This window comes from Peterkaempfera bronchialis, from assembly GCF_003258605.2.
Classification (GTDB): domain Bacteria; phylum Actinomycetota; class Actinomycetes; order Streptomycetales; family Streptomycetaceae; genus Peterkaempfera; species Peterkaempfera bronchialis.
The window spans coordinates 1,122,465-1,144,905 of the sequence record NZ_CP031264.1 but is presented as its reverse complement, the minus strand read 5'-3'; the positions used below and the strand labels follow the sequence as shown (position 1 = coordinate 1,144,905).

Sequence of the window (22,441 nt, the reverse complement as noted above, 5' to 3'; positions counted from 1 at the left end):
CTGACGAAGGCCCTTGTATGCCGACGGACAGCCCCTCCGCCCCTGCCGTCTCCGGCCCGCGCCACCGTGCGCCCGACCGCGACCGGCTTGGCGACTACCTGACCGCCTCCTGGGCGGCGCCGCACATCCCCGTGCTCGTGCTGCTCGGCCTGGTCGCCCACCAGCCCGAGCCGGCCGCGCCCTCGGCGGCCCCGGCCGCCGCCACCCCGGACCTGCCCCTGGTCCAGGCCCGGCACCTCTTCACTCGCTCGTCCGAGAGGAGAACAGCCATGCACAACCTCACCGAAGTCCCCACCATGAGCGTCGAGTTCGCGCGCGTGGACTACCGCACCACCCCCGAGTACTACTTCGAGACCGAGCGCATCACCGACCCGCTCGTGCTCCACCTGCTCGACCGCTGCCCCACCGTCTTCGGCCTCAAGAAGGCCGTGACCGACCTGCTCGCCGGCCAGGACGAGATCGCCCTGCCCGCCTCCGAGGGCGTCATCGAGCCCGGCGCCACCGTCCGGGGCCAGGTGATCGTGGCGGCCGGAGCCGTCATCGCCGAAGGCGCGTTCGTCACCGGCCCCGCTCTGATCTGCCCCGGTGCGGTGATCGAGGCCGGCGCACGGGTGCGGGACAACACCGTCATTGGCCCCGACTGCCGGATCGGCTTCGGCGCCGAGGTCACCCGCAGCCTGCTGGTCGGCGGCGTCTTCATGAAGCACACCAGCTTCGTCGGCGACTCCGTCCTGGGCTTGGGCGTCAACATCGGTGCCTTCGTCTCCACCACCGGCCTGCGCTGCACCTCCGGCCCGGTGCGCGAGCCGGCCACCGAGGAGGTGTGCGCCCACCTGGACGGCCACCGCATCGCCACCGGCCAGACCAAGTTCGGCGCCGTCATCGGCGACGGCGTCATCCTCCCGGCCGGTACCGTCCTGCAGCCCGCCACCCTGATCGGCGCCCACACCGTGCTCTACCCCAAAACCCAGGTCGGGGGCTTCTTCCCCGCCGGAAGCCAAGGAAGGTGACCATGAACGACCAGCCCGCGCTGCCGCCCACCACCGACTCCCGCGCCGTCCGCGTCACCGGCGGCCACCGCCTGGAGGGCACGGTGACGGTCCAGGGCAGCAAGAACATCGCCCTGCACCTGTACGCCGCCACCCTGCTGGCCGACGAGCCGCGGACGCTGACCGGTGCCCCGGAGATCCTGGACACCCTGGTCTGCGCGGAGATCCTCAACCACACCGGCACCCCGACCAAGGTGGTCGGCGACCGCTTCGAGACCGCACCCGCTGCCGCCTGGTACCCGGTCATCCCCGACCAACTCGGCCGCCGCATCCGCACCACCCCCGTCATGGCCGCCGCCCTCCTCACCAGGGCCGGGCAGGTCAGCTTCCCGCTGCCGGGCGGCGACGCCTTCTGCCACCGCCTGATCGACCGCCACCTCGCGGCGATGGAGGCGGCCGGCGCGACCGTGGCCGTGACCGGCACCAAGGTGAAGGCCCGCATCGCCAGCTGGGACCAGGCCGCCTTCACCACCGACGTCCTCACCCACTCCTGGGGGCCGAGCCTGGGCGCCACCGTGACCGCGATGCTGCTGGCCGCGCGTCTGCGGGGCACCTCGACCATCCTCAACCCCAGCGTCGAACCGGAGGTGCTGGTCACCGCCGCCGTGCTGGCGGCCAGCGGGGTCGGCATCACCTGGGAGGGCACCACCGCCCTGCACGTCACCGGCACCGACCGCATCACCGGTGGCGCCTTCCAGGTCCCGCCGGACCGGCTGGAGGCCGCCACCCTCGCCCTGGCCGCCGCGATCACCGGCGGCACCGTCCAGCTCGACAACTTCCCGATCACCGAGTTCCCCGACGGCCTGGTGGCCGTCTTCGCCGACGCCGGCATCGAGCTGGTCCCGGTCAACGGCGGCACCCTCGCCCGCTGCCCTGCCGGCCCGCGCGCGGTGCAGATGGCCACCGGCCCCCACCCCGCCTTCCCGACCGACGTGCAGCCCCAGCTGACCGCCTTCCTCACCCAGGCCCCGGGCACCTCCCGGATCGAGGAACGCGTCTACCGCGAACGCGCCACCCACATCGGCCCGCTGCGGGCCCTCGGGGCTGCCGTCAACGCCGACGGCGCCACGATCACCGTCCGCGGTGCCAGCCCGCTGGCCGCCGCCGACGTGGCCGGGGAGGACATCCGGGCGGCCACCGCCGCACTGATCGCAGCCCTGGCGGCTGAGGGCACCTCTACGATCCGAGGCATGTACCACCTGCGACGCGGCTACGACAGCCTGCTGCCCAAACTCGCGTCGCTCGGTGCCAGGCTGACGATCGATCAGGAGATGCCGTGACCACCTCGTGGAAGCCCGCCCAGCTCGCCGACCTGCGCGAGTGCCTGGAGCTGATGACCGCCGACGGCACCGTGCCCGGCGGCGTCATCGCCCACGGCACCCTGGAGGGGGAGCCCGGCTTCCTGACGGCGGGCGTCGTCGCACCCGAGTGCGGCGACGCCCGCCCCGGCCCGGACACCGTCTACGACGTGGCCTCGCTGACCAAGGTGGTCGCCACCTGGCCGCTGATCGGCAGCACCGGCATCGACCTCGACGCCCCGGTCCGCACCTTCCTGGCCGCCGTCGCGGCCGAGGCGCCGGGCGGACAGGTGACGGTCGGTCAGATCCTGGCTCACACCACGGGCCTTCGGGCCGACACCCGCCTGGACCAGTACCGAGGCCGAACCGAAGACCTGGCCGCCCTGATCTGCGGCGAGGACCTGATCGCTTATCCCGGTGCTGGGCACCGGTACATCAACCGCGGCTTCATCCTCGCCGGCCTCCTGCTCGCCCAGGCGACCGGCCGCCGCCTGGACGACCTGGCCGCCGACCTGTGGACCTCACTCGGCATGACCAGCACCGTCTACGGGCCCGTGGCTCGCTCCAGCCGCGTCGCGCCGACCGAACAGCGACTCGCCGGGACACCTCGGCTGTGGGGCATCCCGCACGACGACAACGCCGCCCTGCTGGGCGGCGTCGCCGGGCACGCGGGCGTCTTCACCACCACCGCCGACCTGGCCACCTACGCGACCGCCCTCCTGACCGGGCACCGCGACGACACCGAGCTGGGCCGCTGGCTGGCCCGCAGCATGACCCCGCAGGCCGCGATCGAGCCGGGCATCTACCGGGGCCTGGCCTGGATCATCGCTGACAACGGCCAGGTCGCCTACCACCACGGCTTCACCGGCACCAGCCTCTACCTGGCCCCGGCCACCGGCCGCTACCTGGTCATCTGCACCAACGCGGTCTACCACCACCAGGACAACCGCACCCGCCTCACGCCCTTGCGGGACCTCGCCCTGAAGGCGATCACCGCCGAACCCTAGGGAGGACCCGGCCGTGGCACCGACCACGCTCGCACCCCTGACCACCCTGCGGCTCGGCGGCCCCGCCGACCGCGTCCTGACCGTCGCCGACCCCGCCGACTGGGCCGACACCGTCCATGCCATCGACCAGCACGACGAGCCGGCCCCGGCCGTCCTGGGCGGCGGCAGCAACGTCATCGCCTCCGACGCCGGGCACCGGGGCACCGTCGTGGTGATGAACACCCGCGGCATCACCGCCGAGCGGGTGGACGACCGCACGGTGGCCGTCACCGTCCAGGCCGGCCACCCGCTCACAGACCTCGTAGCCTGGGCCGCTGCCGAGCATCTGGCCGGGATCGAGTGTCTGGCCGGCATACCCGGCACCGCCGGAGCCTACGGCCAGCAGGTCTCCGACACCCTGCACCACGTCACCGCCTGGCACTGGCAGGACGGCGCCCTCCAGGTCCTGCCCGCCCACGGCTGCCACCTGCGCTACCGCCAGAGCCTCTTCAAGGCCCGTCCCGGCCGCTGGACGATCCTCACCGCCACCTTCCACCTCACCCGCACCAATCAGGCGGCAGCGGTGGCCTACCGGCCGCTGGCGGACGAGCTGGGCGTCCCGGTCGGCGCCCGGCCGCCGGTGGCGGAGGTCACGGCGGCGGTGCTGGCCAACCGGCACGGCCGCGGCCTCCTGCTTCACCCGTACGGGCCCGACGCCCGCCAGGTCGGCTCGGTCTTCCTCAACCCGCCCGTCACCGCCGCCGATGCGCCTCGCTGGTCGGCCGTCGGCTGCCCCGTCCACACGGACAGCGACGGCCGGCTGCGGGCCAGCGCGGGCTGGCTGCTGGAACACATCGGCTGCCGTCCCGGGCACCGACTCGCCGACGGGATCCGATGCTCCCAGCGGCGCACGCTCACCCTGACCGTCCACGACGGCGCCACTGCCGCGTCCTTGCGGGCGGTGCTCGGCACGCTCGCCCAGGACGTGCACAAGGCCACCGGGATCGAGCTGACACCGGAGCCTGTCGTCCTCGGGACGTGACCATTTGCCGCTTCTGCTTGAGCTGCAGTTTCTTCGACGTACAGGTTCGCGGTCACCGAGGCGAGCGCGTCGAGCTTCCCGTTCACCTCGGTGACCTGCTGCTTGGCTTTGCGCAACTGGTTGCGAAGATCGTCGATGGGCTCGTCCCGGGAGACCTCGCCGGGCGTTCGCAGCACCGGCCGGTCGACCTTGGCCTTCCACTCGGCCAGGATCTCCTCGGCCCGGTGCACGGTCGCGTGGCTGACCTTCGCTTCGCGGGCCAGGTCTCCTTGCGCCGAGGTGGTCCGTCCCGACGCGCTGGCTGCCGTCGCCGACCGGCTGGGGAGCGGGCAGCACACAGAGCAGGACCGGGAAGCGATCTTCACTATCGTCCTTGACGCAGCCCTACGAGCATTCGCGTGGAGCGCCCGCATCCTCGCCGGGGTGTGCGGCGCCTGCGGTGGCAGCGGCGCCAAGAGTGACGGAACCGTCTGCGACGTCCGTGGCGGAAGTGGGCGCATCCACTGCCGCGCCCGGCCGCCCTACGCCAGGACGGTGCCCGCCATCAGCTGCGGCAGCTCCGGCACCCGCTCCGCGCGCCGCCCGAGCATGTGCACCGTCCTTTCCCCGACCGGCACCGAGTACCGCCGCTCCCAGCCCTGCACGTCCCGGTAGTACCGGACCAAGCCGTCCTTGGTCGTGCCACGGCGCACCCACTCGACCCCCATGCGTGCGGCGTGGTCGAGCGCCCACAAGGCGATCAGTCGGCCCGGCCGGAACCTCCGGTAGTCCGGACCGGTCACGGTTGTCGCCAGGAAGACCGCCGACTCCGCGCGCTCCTGCCGTATCCAGCCGGTCGGCGCGGTCTCGTCGTAGGCCGAGGTGCAGCCTGCGATCCGCTCCCCGTCGAGCAGTACCCACATGTAGGTCGGTTCCTCGCACGCCTGCGCTGCAAGCTCCGGCGCCGACCGCCGCCATGCCTCCGCGTCGGCGAGGCCGTTGTCGGCCATCCAGCGTGCGCGGGCGGGCATCATCGCCTCGACCGGGCCCCGGCCATCGGCGGTCGCCCGGCGCAACTGGAACACAGGGGCCTCCCCACAGTGGGATCAACCGGTGGTTGTCGGGCCACTGGAGAGCGTCAGCGCCCCTCGCCGGGTCGGAACGGCGGTTGACGCATGCCGACGGGCCGGCCGTCCTGAGCCGGGCCCGGTGCGGGATTCCGCTCCGCGCACAGGTTCGCGCCGTCTCGGCGCGGTTCACCCGGGTGGGGGTGTGGGGGGTGCGGGGGGCGGCTGTGGTGGGTGGCCGAGTTGTGACGCATGGTGACGGGGCGCTGTTGTGCCCTGCGTGGTGGCCGTGAAAGAACGGTCGGGATGCCGTCTCAGGAGGTACGCATGCGTGTCCTGACCCGCTTCACCCCCGCCCTGGCCCTCGCCACCGCGCTGGTCTCGGCCCTCGCCACCGCGCCGAGCGCCGCCGCCGGGAGAGCCGCCCCGCCGCCTGCCAAGACGCCCGAGGCCGTCGGCTGGGGCGGGGCGGTGGCCAGTGTGGACGCCGATGCCACCGCCGCCGGGATCGAGGTGCTGCGCAACGGCGGCAACGCGGTGGACGCGGCGGTGGCCACCGCCGCCGCGCTGGGCGTCACCGAGCCGTACTCGGCGGGCATCGGGGGCGGCGGGTACTTCGTCTACTACGACGCCCGGACCCGTACGGTGCAGACCCTGGACGGACGGGAGACCGCCCCCGGCACCGCGGGGCCGGACCTCTTCCTGGAGAACGGGCAACCGCTGCCCTTCGCCGACGCGGTGACCAGCGGGCTCTCCGTCGGGGTGCCCGGCACCGCCGCCACCTGGGAGCGGGCGGTCCGGCTGTGGGGGAGCAGGTCCTTCGCGGAGGTGCTGAAGCCGGCCGAGCGGATAGCCGAGCGGGGCTTCACCGTCGACCAGACCTTCCGCGACCAGACCGCCGCCAACGAGGACCGGTTCCGCGACTTCCCGGCCACCCGGGCGCTCTTCCTGCCCGGCGGCGCCGTACCCGCCGTCGGCTCCACGCTGCGCAACCCCGACCTGGCCGCCACCTACCGGCAGCTGGGCCGCCAGGGCACTCGGGCGCTCTACCAGGGCGACCTCGGCGCCGACATCGTCCGCACCGTGCGACGGCCCCCCGTGGACCCCGCCGCCACCCGCACCGTGCGGCCCGGCAAGCTGACCGCCAAGGACCTGCGCGGCTATGACGTCCGCCGCCAGCAGCCCACCCATGTGGCCTACCGGGGGCTGGACGTCTACAGCATCGCGCCGTCCTCCTCTGGCGGCACCACCGTCGGCGAGGCGCTCAACATCCTGGAGCGGAGCGACCTCGGCAGGCTGGACGCCACGCAGTACTACCACCGCTTCCTGGAGGCGTCCCGGATCTCCTTCGCCGACCGCAACCGCTGGGTCGGCGACCCGCGCTTCAGCGACGTGCCCACCGCCCAGCTGCTCTCCCAGCGCTACGCCGACTCCCGGGCCTGCCTGATCACCCCCGACCACGTACTGGCCAGCCCGCTCGCCCCCGGCGACCCGCGCCACCCGGCGACCGGCTGCGCCACCGCCGGGACGGCCTCGGCGGAGGGCCACGAGGGGCCGAACACCACCCATCTGACCGTCGCCGACCGCTGGGGCAACGTCGTCTCCTACACGCTCACCATCGAGCAGACCGGCGGCAGCGCGATCACCGTGCCCGGCCGGGGCTTCCTGCTCAACAACGAGCTGACCGACTTCTCCTTCACCCCCCTGACGCCCGGCGTACCCGACCCCAACCTGCCCGGCCCCGGGAAGCGGCCCCGGTCCTCCATCGCGCCGACGATCGTGCTCAAGGACGGCAGGCCGTTCTTCGCGGCCGGTTCGCCCGGCGGCGCCACCATCATCACCACCGTGCTCCAGGTGCTCACCGGCCGGATCGACCGGGGGCTGAGCCTGGAGCAGGCCATTGCCGCCCCGCGCGCCAGCCAGCGCAACGCCGCCGCCACCGGTGCCGAGCCCGCGTTCCTAGCCCTGCCGCAGCGGGCCAAGCTGGAGGCGATCGGCCATCTCTTCACCGACGCGGGCGAGATCGGCGCGGCCACCGGCGTGGAGCGGCTGCCCGACGGCCGCTGGCTGGCCGCCGCCGAGCCGGTGCGCCGGGGCGGCGGGGCGGCGGCCGTGGTCGTCCCCGCGCGCTGATCCGGCGCAGCGGTCCGCTGTCGGTGGTGGACGGTAGCTTTGGGTCGGGGTGCCCCCGGGGTGCCCCGACCCGAAGTCCGCACCGCCCCGAACGTTCGCACCGCTTTGGACGTTCGCATCGCCCCGAACGCCCGTACCGCCCCGGAGGCCCGCCCGCCGTGACCGTCCGCATCGCCACCTGGAACATCAACTCCATCACCGCGCGGCTGCCCAAGTTCCTGGAGTGGCTGGAGAGCGCCAAGCCCGATGTGGTCTGCCTCCAGGAACTGAAGTGCTCAACCGACGCCTTCCCCTACGACCCGGTGAAGGCGCTCGGCTACGAGACCGCCGCCCATGGCACCGGCCGGTGGAACGGCGTCGCGGTCGTCTCCCGGATCGGCCTGGACGACGTGGTCCGCGGCCTGCCGGGGCAGCCCGGGTACCTCGGCGAAGGCGCGATGCTGGAGGTCGTCGAGCCCCGTGCGGTCGCCGCCACCTGCGGTCCGGTGCGGGTGTGGTCGGTGTATGTGCCCAACGGCCGCGAGGTCGGCCACCCGCACTTCACCTACAAGCTGGAGTGGCTGGCCGCCCTGCGCACCGCCGTACGGGACGACGCCGCCGGTGCCCGCCCCTTCGCCGTCCTCGGCGACTTCAATGTGGCCCCCACCGACGACGACGTCTGGGACCCGTCCCTCTTCGAGGGCGCCACCCATGTCACCCCGGCGGAGCGTGAGGCGCTGGCCGCGCTGCGCGCCGAGGGGCTGGTCGACGTGGTGCCCCGCCCGCTCAAGTACGACCACCCCTACACCTACTGGGACTACCGGCAGCTGGCCTTCCCCAAGAACAACGGCATGCGGATCGACCTGGCCTATGGCAATGAGCCGCTCGCCGGTGCGGTCTCCGACTCCTATGTCGACCGGGAGGCCCGCAAGGGCAAGGGTGCCTCCGACCACGCCCCGGTCGTGGTCGACCTGGAGCTCTGAACCCCGGACGGCCTCCAAGACGCGGGCCCCGGACCAGCGCCGGTCCGGGGCCGGGGTCCGGGGCCATGGCAAGACGTTGCCGACGGAGCGTCAAACCCCCTTGGGGGCAAGCCCCTGGTCGCGCAGCCAGGTCAACTGCTCGCGCGGCGCCGCTCCGTAGCCGCCGCCGTGGTCGGCGTAGCGCCAGACCCGGATGTCCCGGTCGCCCGCGTAGCGGTGGTAGGCGGCGAAGACGGTGGAGGGCGGGCAGATCGGGTCCATCAGGCCGACGCTGAAGAGCGCCGGGGCGGTGGCCCGGGCGGCGAAGTGCATGCCGTCGAAGTAGTCCAGCGTGCCGAAGGCGGTCTCCGCCATGTGCTGGCTGTGCCAGCGCAAGTACTTGGCGACCTCCACATAGGGGCCCTCGGAGGCGACATCGGTGCCCCGCCGGTAGTGGCAGAGGAACGGCACGTCGATCAGGGCGCCCGCGACCAGGTCGCCGGCCAGTCCGGCCACCGCCAGGGCGAGGCCGCCGCCCTGGCTGCCGCCGCAGACCACGATCCGGGCCGGGTCGACCTGGGGCAGCGCCCGGGCGGCGTCCACGGCCCGCACGCAGTCGGTCATCAGCCGCCGGTAGTAGTGGTTGTGGGGGTCCTCGATGCCACGGGTCATCAGGCCCTCGACCCACTGGGTGCCCTGGCCCTCGCCCCGGTCGGGGGTGTCGTGGCCCTGGCCCCGGCTGTCCACGATCAGGTGCGCGTACCCGGCGGCGGGCAGCAGCAGATGGTCGGTGGGCACGCCCCGGCCCCCGCTGTAGCCGATGTACTTGACCACGGTGGGCAGCGGCTCCTCGGCGCCGCGCGGCAGCATCAGCCAGGCGGCGACGGGCTCGCCGTTCCAGCCGGGGAAGCGCACATCGTGCACCTCGAAGGCGGGGAGCAGGTGGTCCTCGACGGGGGCCAGGGCCGGGCTGCCGCCCTGCGCCCGGGCCTGGTCGAGGGTCTGGGCCCAGAAGGCGTCGAAGTCGGCGGGCGCCGGGAGGTCGGGGCGGTACTCGAGCAGCTCGTCGAGGGGGAGGTCGGTGAGCGGCATGGGAAAGGCATCTCCTTGAGGGGTGAGGAGGGTTGACGGGCGAAGGGCGAGGAGGGACGGGGCCGCCGGGCGGCCCGGAGACGGCGGGCGGCCCGGCGGCCCCTGGTCGGGGTGGTGTCCGGTCAGGCGGTGCGCAGCTCCAGTACCCGCACCCCGTAGACCGGCAGGGTCACCGCGTCGACGGCGGTGCCGTCCAGTTCGTACAGGCTGCCCTCGGCGATGGCGGGCTTGACGGTGACCTCCTCACGGGCCTGGCTGACCAGCCAGACGAAGGTACGGCCGTCCTCGTGGATCAGCCGGTCCGTGCTCACCCGGGGGTCGGCGACGGTCACCGGACGCCGCACCCCGGCGTGCGCGCCCAGCGCGTCGTACAGGGTACTGGTGTCCTCCGGGTTGACCCGGGGGGTCACCGCGGCCATGTGCTCGACCGGGTAGGTGCAGAAGACCACGCTGCCCTCGCCGACCCGGCGCAGCAGCAGCGCCGGACGGCCGTGGTCGTCCACCGCGAGCACCTCGGCGCCGTCCGGCTCCACCGGCAGGAAGACCCGGCTGCTGGCGGTCCCGGCGGCCCGGAAGGAGAGCCGGGCGCCCTCGGGCAGGTTGCCGAAGGCCCGGGTGAAGGTGAAGCCGACCTCGTCGTCCTCGATCGGGTTGACCAGGCCGTACTCCAACTGGTGCTGCACGCCGAAGAGTTCGTTGAGGTGGGCGTACCAGGGGCCGCGCTGCTCGTCGTGGGCGCCGGGGCAGTAGGAGACATAGACGGTGGCGCCGCCCCGGGCGCGCTCCTCCAGCTGATACCAGGTGGGGGAGAGCAACTGCTTGGTGGAGGGCACCAGATAGAGGCGGGCGTCGTCGGTGAGTCCGTCGGTCTCGCGGGTCACGGCGGGGGCGAGGTCGGCGAGCCGGCCGGCCACCCAGGACTGCCGGGCGGCGGAGTAGACATGGCCCCGGTCCTCCTCCCGGGTGAACGGGTAGACGGTGTCCAGGTAGGAGGAGACCACCAGCGCGGTGTCGCTGTCGGGACGGTGGGTGCGGCCGAAGTCGACCTGCTCCAGCACCCCGGCGAACTCCTTGAGCTCCCGCAGCTGCGGCTTGGCCCTGCCGTGCCGGTCGGTGAGGCCGAAGTGCAGCTCGAAGGCGTGGTGCAGATAGGGCGGCTGGTGGATCAGGTCGTCGTAGTCGGTGTTGTTCCAGGCGATCCAGCCGGTGGCCCCGGCCAGCAGGGAGTTGTGCAGCACCTGCCGGTAGTAGTGGGCGCCCTGGGCGTCGGAGACGAAGTCGGAGGTGACGCCGAACTCCTCCAGGATCACCGGCAGGCCGAAGGTGCCCGTCAGCTCGCAGACCCACGCGGCGGCGTGGTGCTGGCGGATCGGGTCGTCCTCCATGCGGTAGACGTGCGGGCCGAGGAAGTCGCAGATCTCGGCGGAGTGCTTCACCGAGAAGCCGTTCTCATGGCCGGTGTTCTCCATGCCCCAGGCGCCGTCGCCGAGCGAGACCGGCTGGGTGCCGCCGGCGGCGTGCACGGCGTCCACCACGATCTGCGCCCAGGAGGAGACGGACTCCCGGTCGCGGGTGGCGTCGCCGTAGATCGGCATCTCATTGGAGACCAGCCAGCCGGAGACCGCCGGGTGGTCCTTGAAGCGGCGGACCATCTCCCCGGCGAACCACGCCTGCCGGGCGACCATCCAGACGTCGGAGTAGAGGTCGCGGCCGTTCCGCCAGGACGGGTCCCAGTTCTCGCCGGACATATGGCCGACGATGAAGGTCGGGATGGTGGTCATGCCCAGCGCCTGGTGGCGGTCGAGGAAGTCGGCGAAGTGGGCGCACTTCTCCTCGTCCACGCTGTACGGGGTGGGCATGAAGTCCGGCCAGTAGTAGAAGGACCGGGTGACATTGAGGCCGTGGTCGCGCAGGACGAGCAGCTCCTCCTCGATGACCTGAGGGTCATAGGAGCGCCACATCAGCGGGCCCCCGGTACGGGACCAGTAGTTGGCGCCGAGCCAGGTGACCGGCGTTCCGGTGGCGGCGGTCAACCGGGCGGAGTTGCGCAGCATGGGCGAGGGTCCCCTTCGGACGTATGACGGGCAGGAGGGCGGCAGGCCGCGACGCGGGCGCGGGCATGCCGGGGTCGCGGCGGGTACGCGGGGCTCTGAGCGTAGGAGGGACGGCCGCCAGGCCGGGGGAGCGGCAGGGCGGCGGCACGGCGCGTCCAGGCGGCCGCCGGGGGACGGCAGTGGGCATCGGCATTCCGTGCGGGCCCGTTGCGGACGGGCGGTCCCGCAGACAGCAGCACGATCGAAGCACTGGACCGGTTTAGTGTCAACCCTCCGGAAGCATTCCGAGGTAACTGTCGTAAACCGGTTTACATCACGAATCGGCAACAGTGTCCGAAGAGTCAGTCCGCGGTCGGCGCGGTCGCCGCCGCCGCCGTCGCCGCGGTCCCGCCCACGGCCGGCGGGGCGTCGGGGACGCGGACCGGCGCCGGACCGGTGGAGCCCCGCAGCGCCAGCCGGGCGGAGGCGTCCTGGACATGGGCCACCCGGGTGCCGGCCGCCACCGTGCGCAGCAGCCGGGCGGCATGCCCGCCATGCGCGGCGACATCCCGGCTGAGCGCCGTCAGCGGCGGGTGCACCAGCTCGCAGAGCGCGGAGTCGCCCCACCCCACGATGGAGACGTCCCCGGGCACCCGCAGGCCCAGCGCCTGGGCTGCGGTCAGCCCGGAGACGGCCGTCAGATCGCTGTCGAAGAGGATTGCGGTGGGCGGGTCCTGACCGGTCAGCAGGGAGCGGGCGGCCGCCGCGCCCTCGTCGGCGCTGTAGTCGGTGGCCACCGTGGTGCACTCCATGCCGAGGGTCGGCGCCAGCCGCTCGATGGCGGCCGAGCGGATCTCGGTGTGCCGCAGATGGGCGGGCCCGCACACCCGGGCCACCCGGCGGTGCCCGAGCGCCGCCAGATGCTGGAGGGCGGTGTGCGCGGCCGCCGCGTCGTCGCTCCACACGGCCGGCAGCCGCCCGTTCCCGATGGGCGCCCCGATCACCACCGTGGGCATGCCCAGCTCCTCCAGGACCGGCACCCGCGCGTCCGCCACCTGCATGTCCACCAGGAAGACGCCGTCCACCCGGCGCTGCGCCCACCAGGAGCGGTAGGTTTCGATCTCGGCCTGCTGGTCCTCGGCCACGGTGAAGAGCAGCGGTGTGCCGTCGATGGAGAGCTCGGCCTGGATGCCGGAGATCAGCTGCATGAAGAAGGGCTCCAGGCCCAGCATCCGGGCGGGCCGGTCGACCACCAGGCCGAAGGCGCCGGCCCGGCCGTCGGAGAGCGCCCGGGCGGCGCTGTTGGGCTGCCAGCCGAGTTCGTCGGCGATGGCCAGGATGCGGCGTCTGGTCGGCTCGGAGACCCCCGGTCTGCCGTTCAGGGCGAAGGAGACGGCTGCTTTGGTGACACCTGCACGGCGGGCGATGTCCGCCATGGTCGGACGCTTCACATGAGCTCCTCGGGGGGCGCCCGGCCGGGCCGGGCGCGCTGCGACCTGGGAATTCCCTGCTGTCGACAAAACCGGTTCAGCGGTGTGGCTGGGCGGCAGTGTAGTGACGGCCCGTGGTGGAGGCGAGGAATTGTTCTCGGGGCATTGACATGGCGTTACAGGCGCTCTAATTTTTCGGCCACGACGCACCGTTGCGGGCCCGCGGCTCCGCCTGCGGTGCAGCGTCCTCCGGACGTCCGATGGACGGCCGGTTGCGACCGTCGCCTGCCCCGGACCGGTGGTGTGCGGACCCCACCGACCGATCGCGTGCCTCCCTGCGCGCGGCTGCGCAGGACCGCACCTGCTCGCCCCTGGCCTCCGTCGGCCCCGGACAACGTTGTCAAGGACCTTTACCAGTCTCGACGGCGCCGCGCCCCCGACGGTCGGCCTCCACCCGCCCACCGACCAAGGGGAACCGATGAACGTCAAGAGACCGGCTCGCCAGCGCCTCCTCGCCGCCGGTGCCGTGCTGGCCCTCGCCGTCTCCACCGCCGCGTGCAGCAGCAGCGGCGGCAAGAAGGAGAGCCCCGCCGCGACCGGCGTGCTCACCGTCTCGACCGGCTCCACCGGCAACTTCGTCGAGAACTTCAACCCGTTCTCGCCCAACTGCCTTCAGGCCACCCACGGCATGATCTACGAGCCGCTGTTCCTCTTCAACGCGGTCAAGACCGGTGACGTCCAGCCCTGGCTCGGCAAGTCCTACGCCTGGTCCGACGAGGGCAAGACCCTCACCATCAAGATCCGGACCGACGCCACCTGGAACGACGGCAAGCCGTTCACCAACAAGGACGTCGCCTTCACCTTCGAGCTGATGAAGAAGAAGGACTTCGACAGCTACGCGCTGCCGCTGTCCTCCGTCAGCGCCGAGGGCTCGGACACCGTCGTCCTGAAGTTCTCCCAGTCCGCGTACACCAAGGAGTACTTCATGCTGGGCAAGGCCGACATGCTCCCCGAGCATGTCTGGTCCGCCATCCCGGACGCCCAGAAGAAGACCGTCCTCAACAAGAACCCGGTGGGCACCGGTGCCTGGAAGGTCAAGCAGGTCGCCGGCATGTCGATGGACCTGACGGCCCGCAGCGACTACTACTTCAAGGGCCTTCCCAAGATCAAGACGCTGCGCTACCTCTCCTTCTCGGGGAACAACGGCGCCAACGCCGCCACCACCTCCGGCAAGATCGACTGGGCCGGCGGCTTCATCCCGGACATCGAGAAGAACTACCTGGCCAAGAACGCCAAGTTCGACCTGGTCAACATCCCGCTGGCGGTCACCTTCTTCGTCCCCAACACCAGGAGCGGCCCCACGGCGGACGTCAACGTCCGCAAGGCCATCAGCGCCGCCCTCGACCGTGACTTCATGTCCAAGACCGTCTACAACGGCCAGGCCGGCCCCACCAACCCGATGGCGCTGCTGACCCCCAACTACGAGGCGGTGCTCGACCCCACGCTCAAGGACACGGCCTTCGAGACCGGCCAGGACAAGGTCGACTCCTATCTCAAGGCGGCCGGCTACACCAAGGGCTCCGGCGGCACCTACGCCAAGGACGGCAAGAAGCTCTCCATCACCCTGGAGACCGTCGCCGGCTGGACCGACTACATCTCGATCGCCCAGATGGCCAAGCAGCAGCTGGCCAGGGTGGGCATCGACCTCGACGTCCGCGCCGAGGCATACGCGCAGTGGGCGGCCAACCAGTCGGCCGGCAAGTTCCAGATGCTGCTCAGCAACTACGGCTACACGCCGGTGCCGTACGCGTACTACGACCAGCTGCTGGACAGCCGCATCGGCCCCAAGGACGGCCAGAACAGCACGATCGGCAACTACGGCGGCTACTCCAACCCCGAGGTCGACGCGGCGCTCGACGCCATCGCCACCACCCCGGACCTGGAGAAGCAGAAGCCGCACTTCTACACGATCCAGCAGGCGTTTGTGAAGGACATGCCGCTGATCCCGCTCTTCAACGCCCAGAACGAGGCGGAGTTCAACGGCAACAACATCACCGGCTACCCGACCGAGAAGAACCCCTACGCCGGCTCGGCGATCTGGCTGGCCCCGGACAGCGGGTGGGTCGCGGCCCGGATCGAGCCCGTGGCCGACAACAAGAAGTAAGCCCCCGCGCCGCCGGGCGGGACTGCCCCCGCCCGGCGGCGCCCGGCCGCCGACCCACGGTCAAGGAGCGCCATGGCATGCGGTACATACTGAGAAAACTAGGGTTCTATGTGATCGCCGCCTGGATAGCGGTCACCCTCAACTTCGCACTGCCCCGCCTGATCCCGGGCGACCCCGTCCAGCTGATCATGGCCCGTCAGTCGCAGTTGGGGCCGGTGCCGCCGGGGGAGCAGGAAGCGCTGGAGAAGATGCTGGGCCTCAGCCACGGCAACATCCTCGGCCAGTACTGGGACTACCTGACCTCCATCGCCCAGCTGAGGTTCGGCCTCTCGGTCACCTACTTCCCCACCCCGGTCGTCGACATCCTGCGCTCCTCAGTGCTCTGGACCCTCATCCTGGTCGGTACCGCGACCGTCATCAGCGTGCTGATCGGCATCAGCCTGGGCACCCTGGCCGGCTGGAAGCGCGGCACCTGGCTGGACTCCCTGGTGCCCTCCACCACCTTCCTGGCCGCCGTCCCCTACTTCTGGGCCGCACTGCTGCTGATCTACCTCTTCACCCAGGTCTGGCCGATCTTCCCGGAGCAGTTCAGCTACGCCCAGGACGAGGGCATCCAGATCGGCTGGACCGGAGCGTTCATCGGCTCCGCGATCCAGCACGCGATCCTCCCCGCCCTCACCATCGTGATCAGCTCGGTGGGCGGCTGGATGCTCGGCATGCGCAACATGATGGTCTCCACCCTCTCCGAGGACTATGTCTCCGCCGCCGAGGCCAAGGGGCTGCGCTCGCGCACCGTGATGATCGGCTACGCCGCCCGCAACGCGGTGCTGCCCTCGGTGGCCGGCTTCGCCATCTCGCTGGGCTTTGTGATCAGCGGCTCCCTGGTCATGGAGATGGTCTTCTCCTACCAGGGCATCGGCTTCCAGATGCTCCAGGCCGTCGGCAACAACGACTACCCGCTGATGCAGGCCATCTTCCTCGTCATCACCTTCGCCGTGCTCTCCGCCAACTTCCTGGTGGACGTCCTGTACGGCTTCGTCGACCCGCGAACGAGGCTGGCCCGATGACCACCGCCGACATCACCTCCGCCGCGCCGACCGCCGCGCCCCCGCCCGGCCCCACCGGCCCGCCCGCCCCCTCCGGCGGTCCGGCCGCCCGGCTGCGGGCCGCCTGGCGCACCGTCCGCCGCTCCCGCCGGCTCTCCATCGGCTTCGTACTGATCGGCATCTTCGTGCTGGTCGCCATCATCGGCCCGCTCATCGCCACCGACCCCAACGGTTTCAGCCTCGACCTGGGCCAACCGCCGTCCGGGGCCCACTGGCTGGGCACCACCCAGACCGGCCAGGACGTCTTCGACCAGCTGATGGTCTCCACCCGCACCTCGCTGGAGATCGGCGCCGCCGCCGCACTGATCGCCACCGCCATCTCCGTGGTCATCGGCATCGGCGGCGGCTTCCTGGGCGGCTGGTCCGACGAGACGCTCTCGCTGCTCAGCAATGTCTTCCTGGTGATCCCCGGGCTGCCGCTGGTGATCGTGATCTCCTCGTACACCAAGGGCGGCAGCATGCTCGCCACCATCGGTGTCATCTCCATCACCAGCTGGGCCGCCTCCGCCCGGGTGCTGCGCGCCCAGACCCTCTCGCTGCGCACCCGCGACTACGTCCTCGCCGCCCGCCTCTACGGCGAGAAGCGGTGGCGGATCGTGCTGGTGGAGATCCTGCCCAACGAGGCGGCGATCATCGTCTCCCAGTTCATCTTCGCGGTGATCTTCGCCATCCTCACCCAGGCCGGCCTCGCCTTCCTCGGCCTCCAGAACCCCTCCGACCTGACCTGGGGCAACATGCTGTACTTCGCCCAGAACGCGGAGGCGCTCTCCAGCGGCTCCTGGTGGTGGTTCGTCCCGCCGGGCCTGTGCATCGCCGTCTTCGGCGCCGCCATGTCGCTGATCAGCTTCGGCCTGGACGAGGTGCTGGACCCCAAGCTCCGCGTCTACCGCCCCGCCAAGCAGAGCAGGCGTACCGAAGGACAGGAGGCCACCCGGTGAACGCCCCCGCCACCGGCCTGACCGGCCCCGCCGAGCACGCGGCCGGGCCCGCCGAGGAGACCGTGCTGCGCGCCCGGGACATCCACGTCGAGTACGACGGGGAGCGGCCCACCCGCGCCGTACGCGGCGTCAGCTTCGAACTCCGGCGCGGCGAGGTGCTGGGCATCGCCGGGGAGAGCGGCTGCGGCAAGTCCACCCTCGCCTACGCCATCACCCGGATGCTCAAGGCCCCCGCCCGGATGACCGGCGGCTCCATCGCCTTCCACGACCGCGACGGGGCGGAGACCGACCTGCTCGCCCTGGACGACGAGTCGCTGCGGACCTTCCGCTGGAGCCGGCTCTCCATGGTCTTCCAGAGCGCCATGAACGCCCTCAACCCCGTCACCAGCATCGGCCGCCAGTTCGGCGACATCTTCCGGGCGCACCGCCCCGAGATGGAGCCGGACGAGCGGGAGAAGCGCACCCGCGCCCTGCTGGAGATGGTCGGCATCGACGCCGACCGGGTGCGCAGCTACCCCCATGAGCTGTCCGGCGGCATGCGCCAGCGGGTCGTCATCGCCATGGCCCTCGCCCTGGAACCCGACATCGTCATCATGGACGAACCCACCACCGCGCTGGACGTGGTGGTCCAGCGGGAGATCCTGGACGAGGTCGAGCGGCTCCGCGAGGAACTCGGCTTCAGCGTCATCTTCATCACCCACGACCTGGGCCTGCTGCTGGAGATCAGCGACCGGCTGGCCGTGATGTACGCCGGAGAGGTCGTGGAGTACGCCCCGGCCGAGGAGCTCGCCGCCGGCGCCGCCCACCCCTACACCCAGGGCCTGCTGCGCTCCTTCCCCGACCTCACCGGCGTGCGGCGCGAACTGCGCGGCATCCCCGGTTCGCCGCCCGACCTGCGCGAGAACCTGGTCGGCTGCGCCTTCGCCGACCGCTGCGAGCACGCCTTCGAGCCCTGCCGCAGCACCACCCCGAGGCTGCTGGAACTCGGCCGCGAGGGCGGCCCGTGGAGCGCCGCCTGCCACCTCAACGACCCCGCCCACCGCCCCCCGGCCCCTGCCACCGACCCGGCCCCGGCTCCGGCCCCGGGCAGCCCGACCGCTGAAACCGTTGAAGGAGGCCAGCGGTGACCGCTCCCCATCTCCGCGACCTCACGACCGAAGGACGGCAGCGGTGACCGCTCTCGAAGTCCGCGACCTCACCATCGAGTACCCCCAAGCCCACGGCAGACCCTTCCGCGCCGTGCACGACCTCTCCTTCTCCCTGCACGCCGGCCAGACCCTGGCCCTGGTCGGCGAGAGCGGCAGCGGCAAGTCCAGCGTGCTCAAGGCGCTCTCCCGGCTGGTGCGGCCCGCCCGAGGGGAGATCCTGCTGGGCGGCCGGGAGGGCGTGCGCGGCACGGAGTACCGCCGGGCGGTGCAGATGGTCTTCCAGGACCCCTTCGCCTCGCTCAACCCGTCCCACACCATCGACCACCACCTGCGCCGCCCGCTGCTCGCCACCGGCCGCGCCCGGCGCGGCGCCGAGGCCGACGCCGCCGTCGCCGAACTGCTGCGCCAGGTCAACCTCACCCCCGCCGCCGATGTGGCCCGCAAGCGCCCGCACGAACTCTCCGGCGGCCAGCGGCAGCGCGTCGCCATCGCCCGCGCACTCGCCCCCCAACCCGATGTGCTGCTCGCCGACGAACCCGTCTCCATGCTGGACGTCTCCATCCGGCTGGAGATCCTCAACCTGCTGGACCACCTCAAGCGGGAACGCGACCTCGCCCTGCTCTATGTCACCCACGACCTGGCCACCGCCCGGCACTTCTCCTCCGAGATCATGGTGATGTACCGGGGCGAGGTCGTGGAGCGCGGCCCCAGCGACGAGGTGATCCTCAGCCCCAAGCACCCCTACACCCAGCTGCTCGCCGCCGCCGCGCCCAGCACCGGCGCCACCCGCGAGCAGGTCCGCGCGGCCCGCCAGGTGCGGCTGGCCGCCCGCGCCCAGCGGGACGCGGAGCGCCGCGAGGTCGTGGTGGGCGACGGCTGCCGGTTCCGGCCGCGCTGCCCGTTCGCGATGGAGAAGTGCACCCAGCGACCGCCCGAGGCCCGGATCAGCCCGGCCGACGGCACCTCCTCCGGCCACCGCGCGCTCTGCTGGCTGTACGAGGACACCCCCGCCACCGCCGCCACGGCCCCCACCGTCCCCCCGCAGAAGGCCGCCCCATGACCTCAGCCGTCCCGGACCGCTTCGAGCCGATCGCGGCCCTCCCCGTCCACCCCGGCCTGGCCCGGGTGCACGCCGAGGGGTGGCAGTCCTGGAGCGTCACCGACGCGCTCCCGGTCACCGCCGTCCCCTACCGGGCTACCCTGGCCAACTCCCTGGCCATGGACTGCCACTACAACGAGGTGCCGCCGGAGGGCGTCTTCCAGGGCGAGGGCGTACTGGCCCTGGACCCCGGCGACGGCGGGCCGGTACGGGTCTTCGGCACCGAGCGGGCCGACACCACCGTGCCCCGCATCCGCGCCGAACTGCGGCCGGGCAACATCCTGGAGGTCTCCTCCGACGCGCCCGTGCAGCAGCTGGAGAGCACCCCCGGCGTCCCGCTCCAGTCCGCGCTGGGAGCCTGGGCCGACGGCTTCGCCGCCCGCGCCGGGGTGACTCCGGAGCGGCTGCGCCCGGCCCCCACCGTCTGGTGCTCCTGGTACCAGTACTGGAGCACCGTCACCGAGCAGGACATCATCGACAACCTCGGGGCGATGGACGAGTTTCGACTGCCGGTCGAGGTGGTGCAGATCGACGACGGGTACCAGGCCGCGCCCGGCGACTGGCTCATCCCCTCCGACCGCTTCAGCGATCTGCCCGCCCTGCTCGCCCGCATCCGGGACCGGGGGCGGCGGGCCGGGATCTGGACCGCGCCGATGCTGGTCGGCCTGCGGAGCCGGCTCTATGCCGAGCACCCCGACTGGGTGGTCACCGACCCGGCCACCGGGGAGCCGGTCTTCGCCGGCGAGGCCATCGGCGACCGCTGCACCGCGCTGGACCTGACCCACCCGGCGGCGGCCGAGTACCTGGCCGGGGTCTTCCGCACCATGCGCGGCTGGGGGGTCGACTACTTCAAGATCGACTTCATCTACGCAGGAGCGATCGAGGGCCGCCGGTACGCCGACGTCACCGGGGTGGAGGCCTACCGGGAGGGCCTGCGGGTGATCCGCGAGGCCATCGGCCCGGACTCCTACCTGCTCGGCTGCGGCGCCCCGCAACTCCCCGCCGCCGGGTTTGTGGACGCCATGCGGGTCGGGCCGGACATCGCCGCGTACTGGTTCGCCCCCAGCGGCCACCCCTCCGAGCCCAGCCAGCACAACGCCGACCGCAACGTCCGCGCCCGCGCCTGGCAACACGGCCGCCTCTGGGTGAACGACCCGGACTGCCTGATGCTGCGCGCCGAGGTCGAGCGCCGCGAGGACTGGGCGCAGACCGTGGCGGCCTACGGCGGTCTGCGCGCCTCCAGCGACGGGCTGCGGGGGCTGGACCCCTGGGGGCTGGAGATGACCCGCAGACTGCTGGTGCCCTCCCCGACCCGCCCCCTCGCCTGAAGGCCGCCGGCCACAGCGAGCACGTTCTGACGCCTCATCGGAGGCCTGTCGAAAAGGAGTCGACGTGTCGGGTCGCCCGTGACAGGTTGTGGACCACCGGATCCGCGTCCGATGCCACATCCGGCCCACCACAGAGAGCGTGCGATGCCGACACCACCGCGCCTGATCCCGTTGCTGCAGCAGTTCGACTTTGCGTGTAAGCGGCTCACCGACCGAATGGCGGGTCCGGTCGTGGACAGCGGCAATGGCACGGACGTCGAGGTCGGCCCCATGACCGACGACGAGTACCTCTGGGAGCCGGTGCCCGACTGCTGGTCGATCCGACGGCGTTCGGACGGCCCCGGCGCACGTGCCACGCTTCTGGTCGGCGCCGGCGACTGGGGGCGTGACTCCGCGGCCAACCCGCACCCCGTGCCACCGCCGTTCACCACCATCGCCTGGCGCCTGGGCCACCTCAGCGAGATGCTGGCCCTGCGTGCCGACCACACGAACGGCAGCCATGCCCTGACGCGTGACGAGTACCGCTTTCACGGCGACGCGGCCGGGGCGATCGCGGCCTTCGACTCCGGCGCCACGGCATGGCGAGCCGCCCTGCTCGGGGCCGACGACGCCGCGCTCGACACGGTCGGATACAGCGCCTACCCGTACGGCAGCGACCCGGACAACCCCTTTGCCGAGATCGTCTGGTGGGTCAATCAGGAACTGCTGCACCACGGGGCCGAGATCGCCCTACTGCGCGACCTCTACCGGGCACGCCGGCACTGACCCGAGACACCGCCGCCCCCGCGCCGTGCGACGACGCGGCGGCGGTGCCGGTGGGTCACTCCGTACGGAGGCCGTCGGGCCGCATCATGCGCCAGAGCGGCGGCAGGCCGGCGCCGATCAGCAGCAGCGTCTCCGCCCCGCTGCTCAGCTGGAGTCGGCGGGTGGCCGGATGACCAGTCCGGCCAGGGAGTCGAAGAGGGCTTCGCCGACCGCGCCGACGGGTCATCAGCAGGTGCGGCACCGACGCGGGGAGCAGCGCCCAGCCGCTCTGCGATGAGCAGCGGCTGGGCGGTGGTCATGCGCCGACCTCGTTCGCCAGGCTGCCGAGTCGCGCGGCGGTCAGCTCCAGCCAGCGCAGGTCGGCCTCCAGGTGCAGCAGGGCGTGGTCGCAGATGAGCTGGTCGGCGAGGTCGCCGTCGCGCTTGCGCTCGGTGAGCGTCCGCCTGGCGCGCAGATGCTCGGCCCGCTGGGTGTCCAGCAGGTCGGCGGCGTCGCGGCCGGTCAGCAGGGCCAGCACGACCTTGGTGTAGAGGGCGGACCGGAGGTACGGCTCGGGCTTGCCGAGCCACTGGTCGACGTCGGTGATCCCGGCGTCGGTGATGGCGTAGCGCTTGCGCTCGGGGCCGCCGCCGGGCTCGGTGCCCTCGACCTCGACCAGGCCGTTCTTGAGCAGCCGCGACATGGTGGCGTACACCTGGCCGTAGTGCAGCGGGCGGTCGCGCCCGAAGTGATCGTCAAAGGTGCGCTTGAGGTCGTAGCCGTGGCTGGGGCCGGACTCCAGGAGCCCGAGGAGGGTGTGGCCGATGGACATGCGGGGACTGTACATCGCGCCTATACACACCG

At 72.2% G+C, this 22,441-nt stretch carries 18 protein-coding genes; 13 read left to right on the top strand and 5 right to left on the bottom strand.

The window, feature by feature from the left end; translation table 11 throughout:
- Positions 1 to 17: 17 nt before the first annotated feature.
- From C7M71_RS04990 to C7M71_RS04975, 4 genes are read left to right on the top strand one after another with little or no spacing between them, the layout of a single operon-like run.
- Positions 18 to 1,010, top strand: coding sequence for an LbetaH domain-containing protein (locus C7M71_RS04990; RefSeq protein ID WP_111491803.1), 993 nt, complete (start codon positions 18 to 20; stop codon positions 1,008 to 1,010).
- Positions 1,011 to 1,012: 2 nt separating this feature from the next.
- Entirely contained in the window at positions 1,013 to 2,329 is a 1,317-nt protein-coding gene (locus C7M71_RS04985) for a UDP-N-acetylglucosamine 1-carboxyvinyltransferase (RefSeq protein ID WP_111491804.1), read from the top strand.
- Complete coding sequence (locus C7M71_RS04980; RefSeq protein ID WP_229758546.1) at positions 2,326 to 3,354, top strand: serine hydrolase domain-containing protein; 1,029 nt, start codon at positions 2,326 to 2,328, stop codon at positions 3,352 to 3,354. Before C7M71_RS04985 ends, C7M71_RS04980 begins: the two co-directional genes overlap by 4 nt.
- A 13-nt stretch (positions 3,355 to 3,367) precedes the next feature.
- Positions 3,368 to 4,375 (top strand): UDP-N-acetylmuramate dehydrogenase, encoded by a 1,008-nt coding sequence (locus tag C7M71_RS04975; RefSeq protein WP_111491805.1) that lies wholly within the window; start codon positions 3,368 to 3,370, stop codon positions 4,373 to 4,375.
- A 521-nt stretch (positions 4,376 to 4,896) separates the two neighbouring features.
- On the opposite strand, the gene C7M71_RS04965 is transcribed toward C7M71_RS04975, so the two are convergent.
- Positions 4,897 to 5,439 carry a GNAT family N-acetyltransferase gene (locus tag C7M71_RS04965; RefSeq protein ID WP_111491806.1) on the bottom strand — a complete coding sequence of 181 codons (543 nt, stop codon included), beginning with the start codon at positions 5,437 to 5,439 and terminating at the stop codon, positions 4,897 to 4,899.
- A 309-nt stretch (positions 5,440 to 5,748) separates the two neighbouring features.
- On the opposite strand from C7M71_RS04965, the gene ggt reads away from it, so the two are divergent.
- Together ggt and C7M71_RS04955 are read left to right on the top strand one after the other, a co-directional pair.
- Positions 5,749 to 7,554, top strand: a complete 1,806-nt coding sequence (ggt, locus tag C7M71_RS04960; protein ID WP_111491807.1) for a gamma-glutamyltransferase — start codon at positions 5,749 to 5,751, stop codon at positions 7,552 to 7,554.
- Between the two features lie 158 nt (positions 7,555 to 7,712).
- Entirely contained in the window at positions 7,713 to 8,516 is an 804-nt protein-coding gene (locus C7M71_RS04955; RefSeq protein WP_111491808.1) for an exodeoxyribonuclease III, read from the top strand.
- 90 nt (positions 8,517 to 8,606) lie between these two features.
- Here the strand turns inward: C7M71_RS04955 and C7M71_RS04950 are convergent, their stop codons facing one another.
- From C7M71_RS04950 to C7M71_RS04940, 3 genes are all read right to left on the bottom strand, one after another.
- A complete protein-coding gene (locus C7M71_RS04950; protein WP_111491809.1) occupies positions 8,607 to 9,587 on the bottom strand; it encodes an acetylxylan esterase in 981 nt (326 codons plus the stop codon).
- 122 nt (positions 9,588 to 9,709) lie between these two features.
- Entirely contained in the window at positions 9,710 to 11,641 is a 1,932-nt protein-coding gene (locus tag C7M71_RS04945; protein WP_111491810.1) for a cellulase family glycosylhydrolase, read from the bottom strand.
- 341 nt (positions 11,642 to 11,982) lie between these two features.
- Complete coding sequence (locus tag C7M71_RS04940) at positions 11,983 to 13,071, bottom strand: LacI family DNA-binding transcriptional regulator (protein WP_114914193.1); 1,089 nt, start codon at positions 13,069 to 13,071, stop codon at positions 11,983 to 11,985.
- A gap of 457 nt (positions 13,072 to 13,528) precedes the next feature.
- Between C7M71_RS04940 and C7M71_RS04935 the strand changes: the two genes are divergently transcribed.
- The 7 genes from C7M71_RS04935 to C7M71_RS04905 all read left to right on the top strand — a co-directional run bounded on the left by C7M71_RS04935 (position 13,529) and on the right by C7M71_RS04905 (position 21,598).
- Entirely contained in the window at positions 13,529 to 15,214 is a 1,686-nt protein-coding gene (locus tag C7M71_RS04935; protein WP_111494880.1) for an ABC transporter substrate-binding protein, read from the top strand.
- A 77-nt stretch (positions 15,215 to 15,291) separates the two neighbouring features.
- Positions 15,292 to 16,281 carry an ABC transporter permease gene (locus C7M71_RS04930; protein ID WP_111494882.1) on the top strand — a complete coding sequence of 330 codons (990 nt, stop codon included), beginning with the start codon at positions 15,292 to 15,294 and terminating at the stop codon, positions 16,279 to 16,281.
- Entirely contained in the window at positions 16,278 to 17,258 is a 981-nt protein-coding gene (locus C7M71_RS04925) for an ABC transporter permease (protein ID WP_114914192.1), read from the top strand. The genes C7M71_RS04930 and C7M71_RS04925 overlap by 4 nt, the downstream gene beginning before the upstream one ends.
- Positions 17,255 to 18,385, top strand: coding sequence for an ABC transporter ATP-binding protein (locus tag C7M71_RS04920; RefSeq protein ID WP_407675862.1), 1,131 nt, complete (start codon positions 17,255 to 17,257; stop codon positions 18,383 to 18,385). Before C7M71_RS04925 ends, C7M71_RS04920 begins: the two co-directional genes overlap by 4 nt.
- Positions 18,386 to 18,428: 43 nt before the next feature.
- Positions 18,429 to 19,466 carry an ABC transporter ATP-binding protein gene (locus C7M71_RS04915; protein ID WP_114914191.1) on the top strand — a complete coding sequence of 346 codons (1,038 nt, stop codon included), beginning with the start codon at positions 18,429 to 18,431 and terminating at the stop codon, positions 19,464 to 19,466.
- Positions 19,463 to 20,833, top strand: coding sequence for a glycoside hydrolase family 36 protein (locus tag C7M71_RS04910; protein WP_111493193.1), 1,371 nt, complete (start codon positions 19,463 to 19,465; stop codon positions 20,831 to 20,833). The genes C7M71_RS04915 and C7M71_RS04910 overlap by 4 nt, the downstream gene beginning before the upstream one ends.
- 144 nt (positions 20,834 to 20,977) lie before the next feature.
- A complete protein-coding gene (locus C7M71_RS04905; RefSeq protein ID WP_111493191.1) occupies positions 20,978 to 21,598 on the top strand; it encodes a DinB family protein in 621 nt (206 codons plus the stop codon).
- A 295-nt stretch (positions 21,599 to 21,893) separates the two neighbouring features.
- Here C7M71_RS04905 and C7M71_RS04900 read toward each other — a convergent pair whose 3' ends face one another.
- Positions 21,894 to 22,409: a PadR family transcriptional regulator gene (locus C7M71_RS04900; RefSeq protein WP_111493189.1), complete on the bottom strand. Its 516-nt coding sequence runs from the start codon at positions 22,407 to 22,409 to the stop codon at positions 21,894 to 21,896.
- Positions 22,410 to 22,441 lie beyond the last annotated feature (32 nt).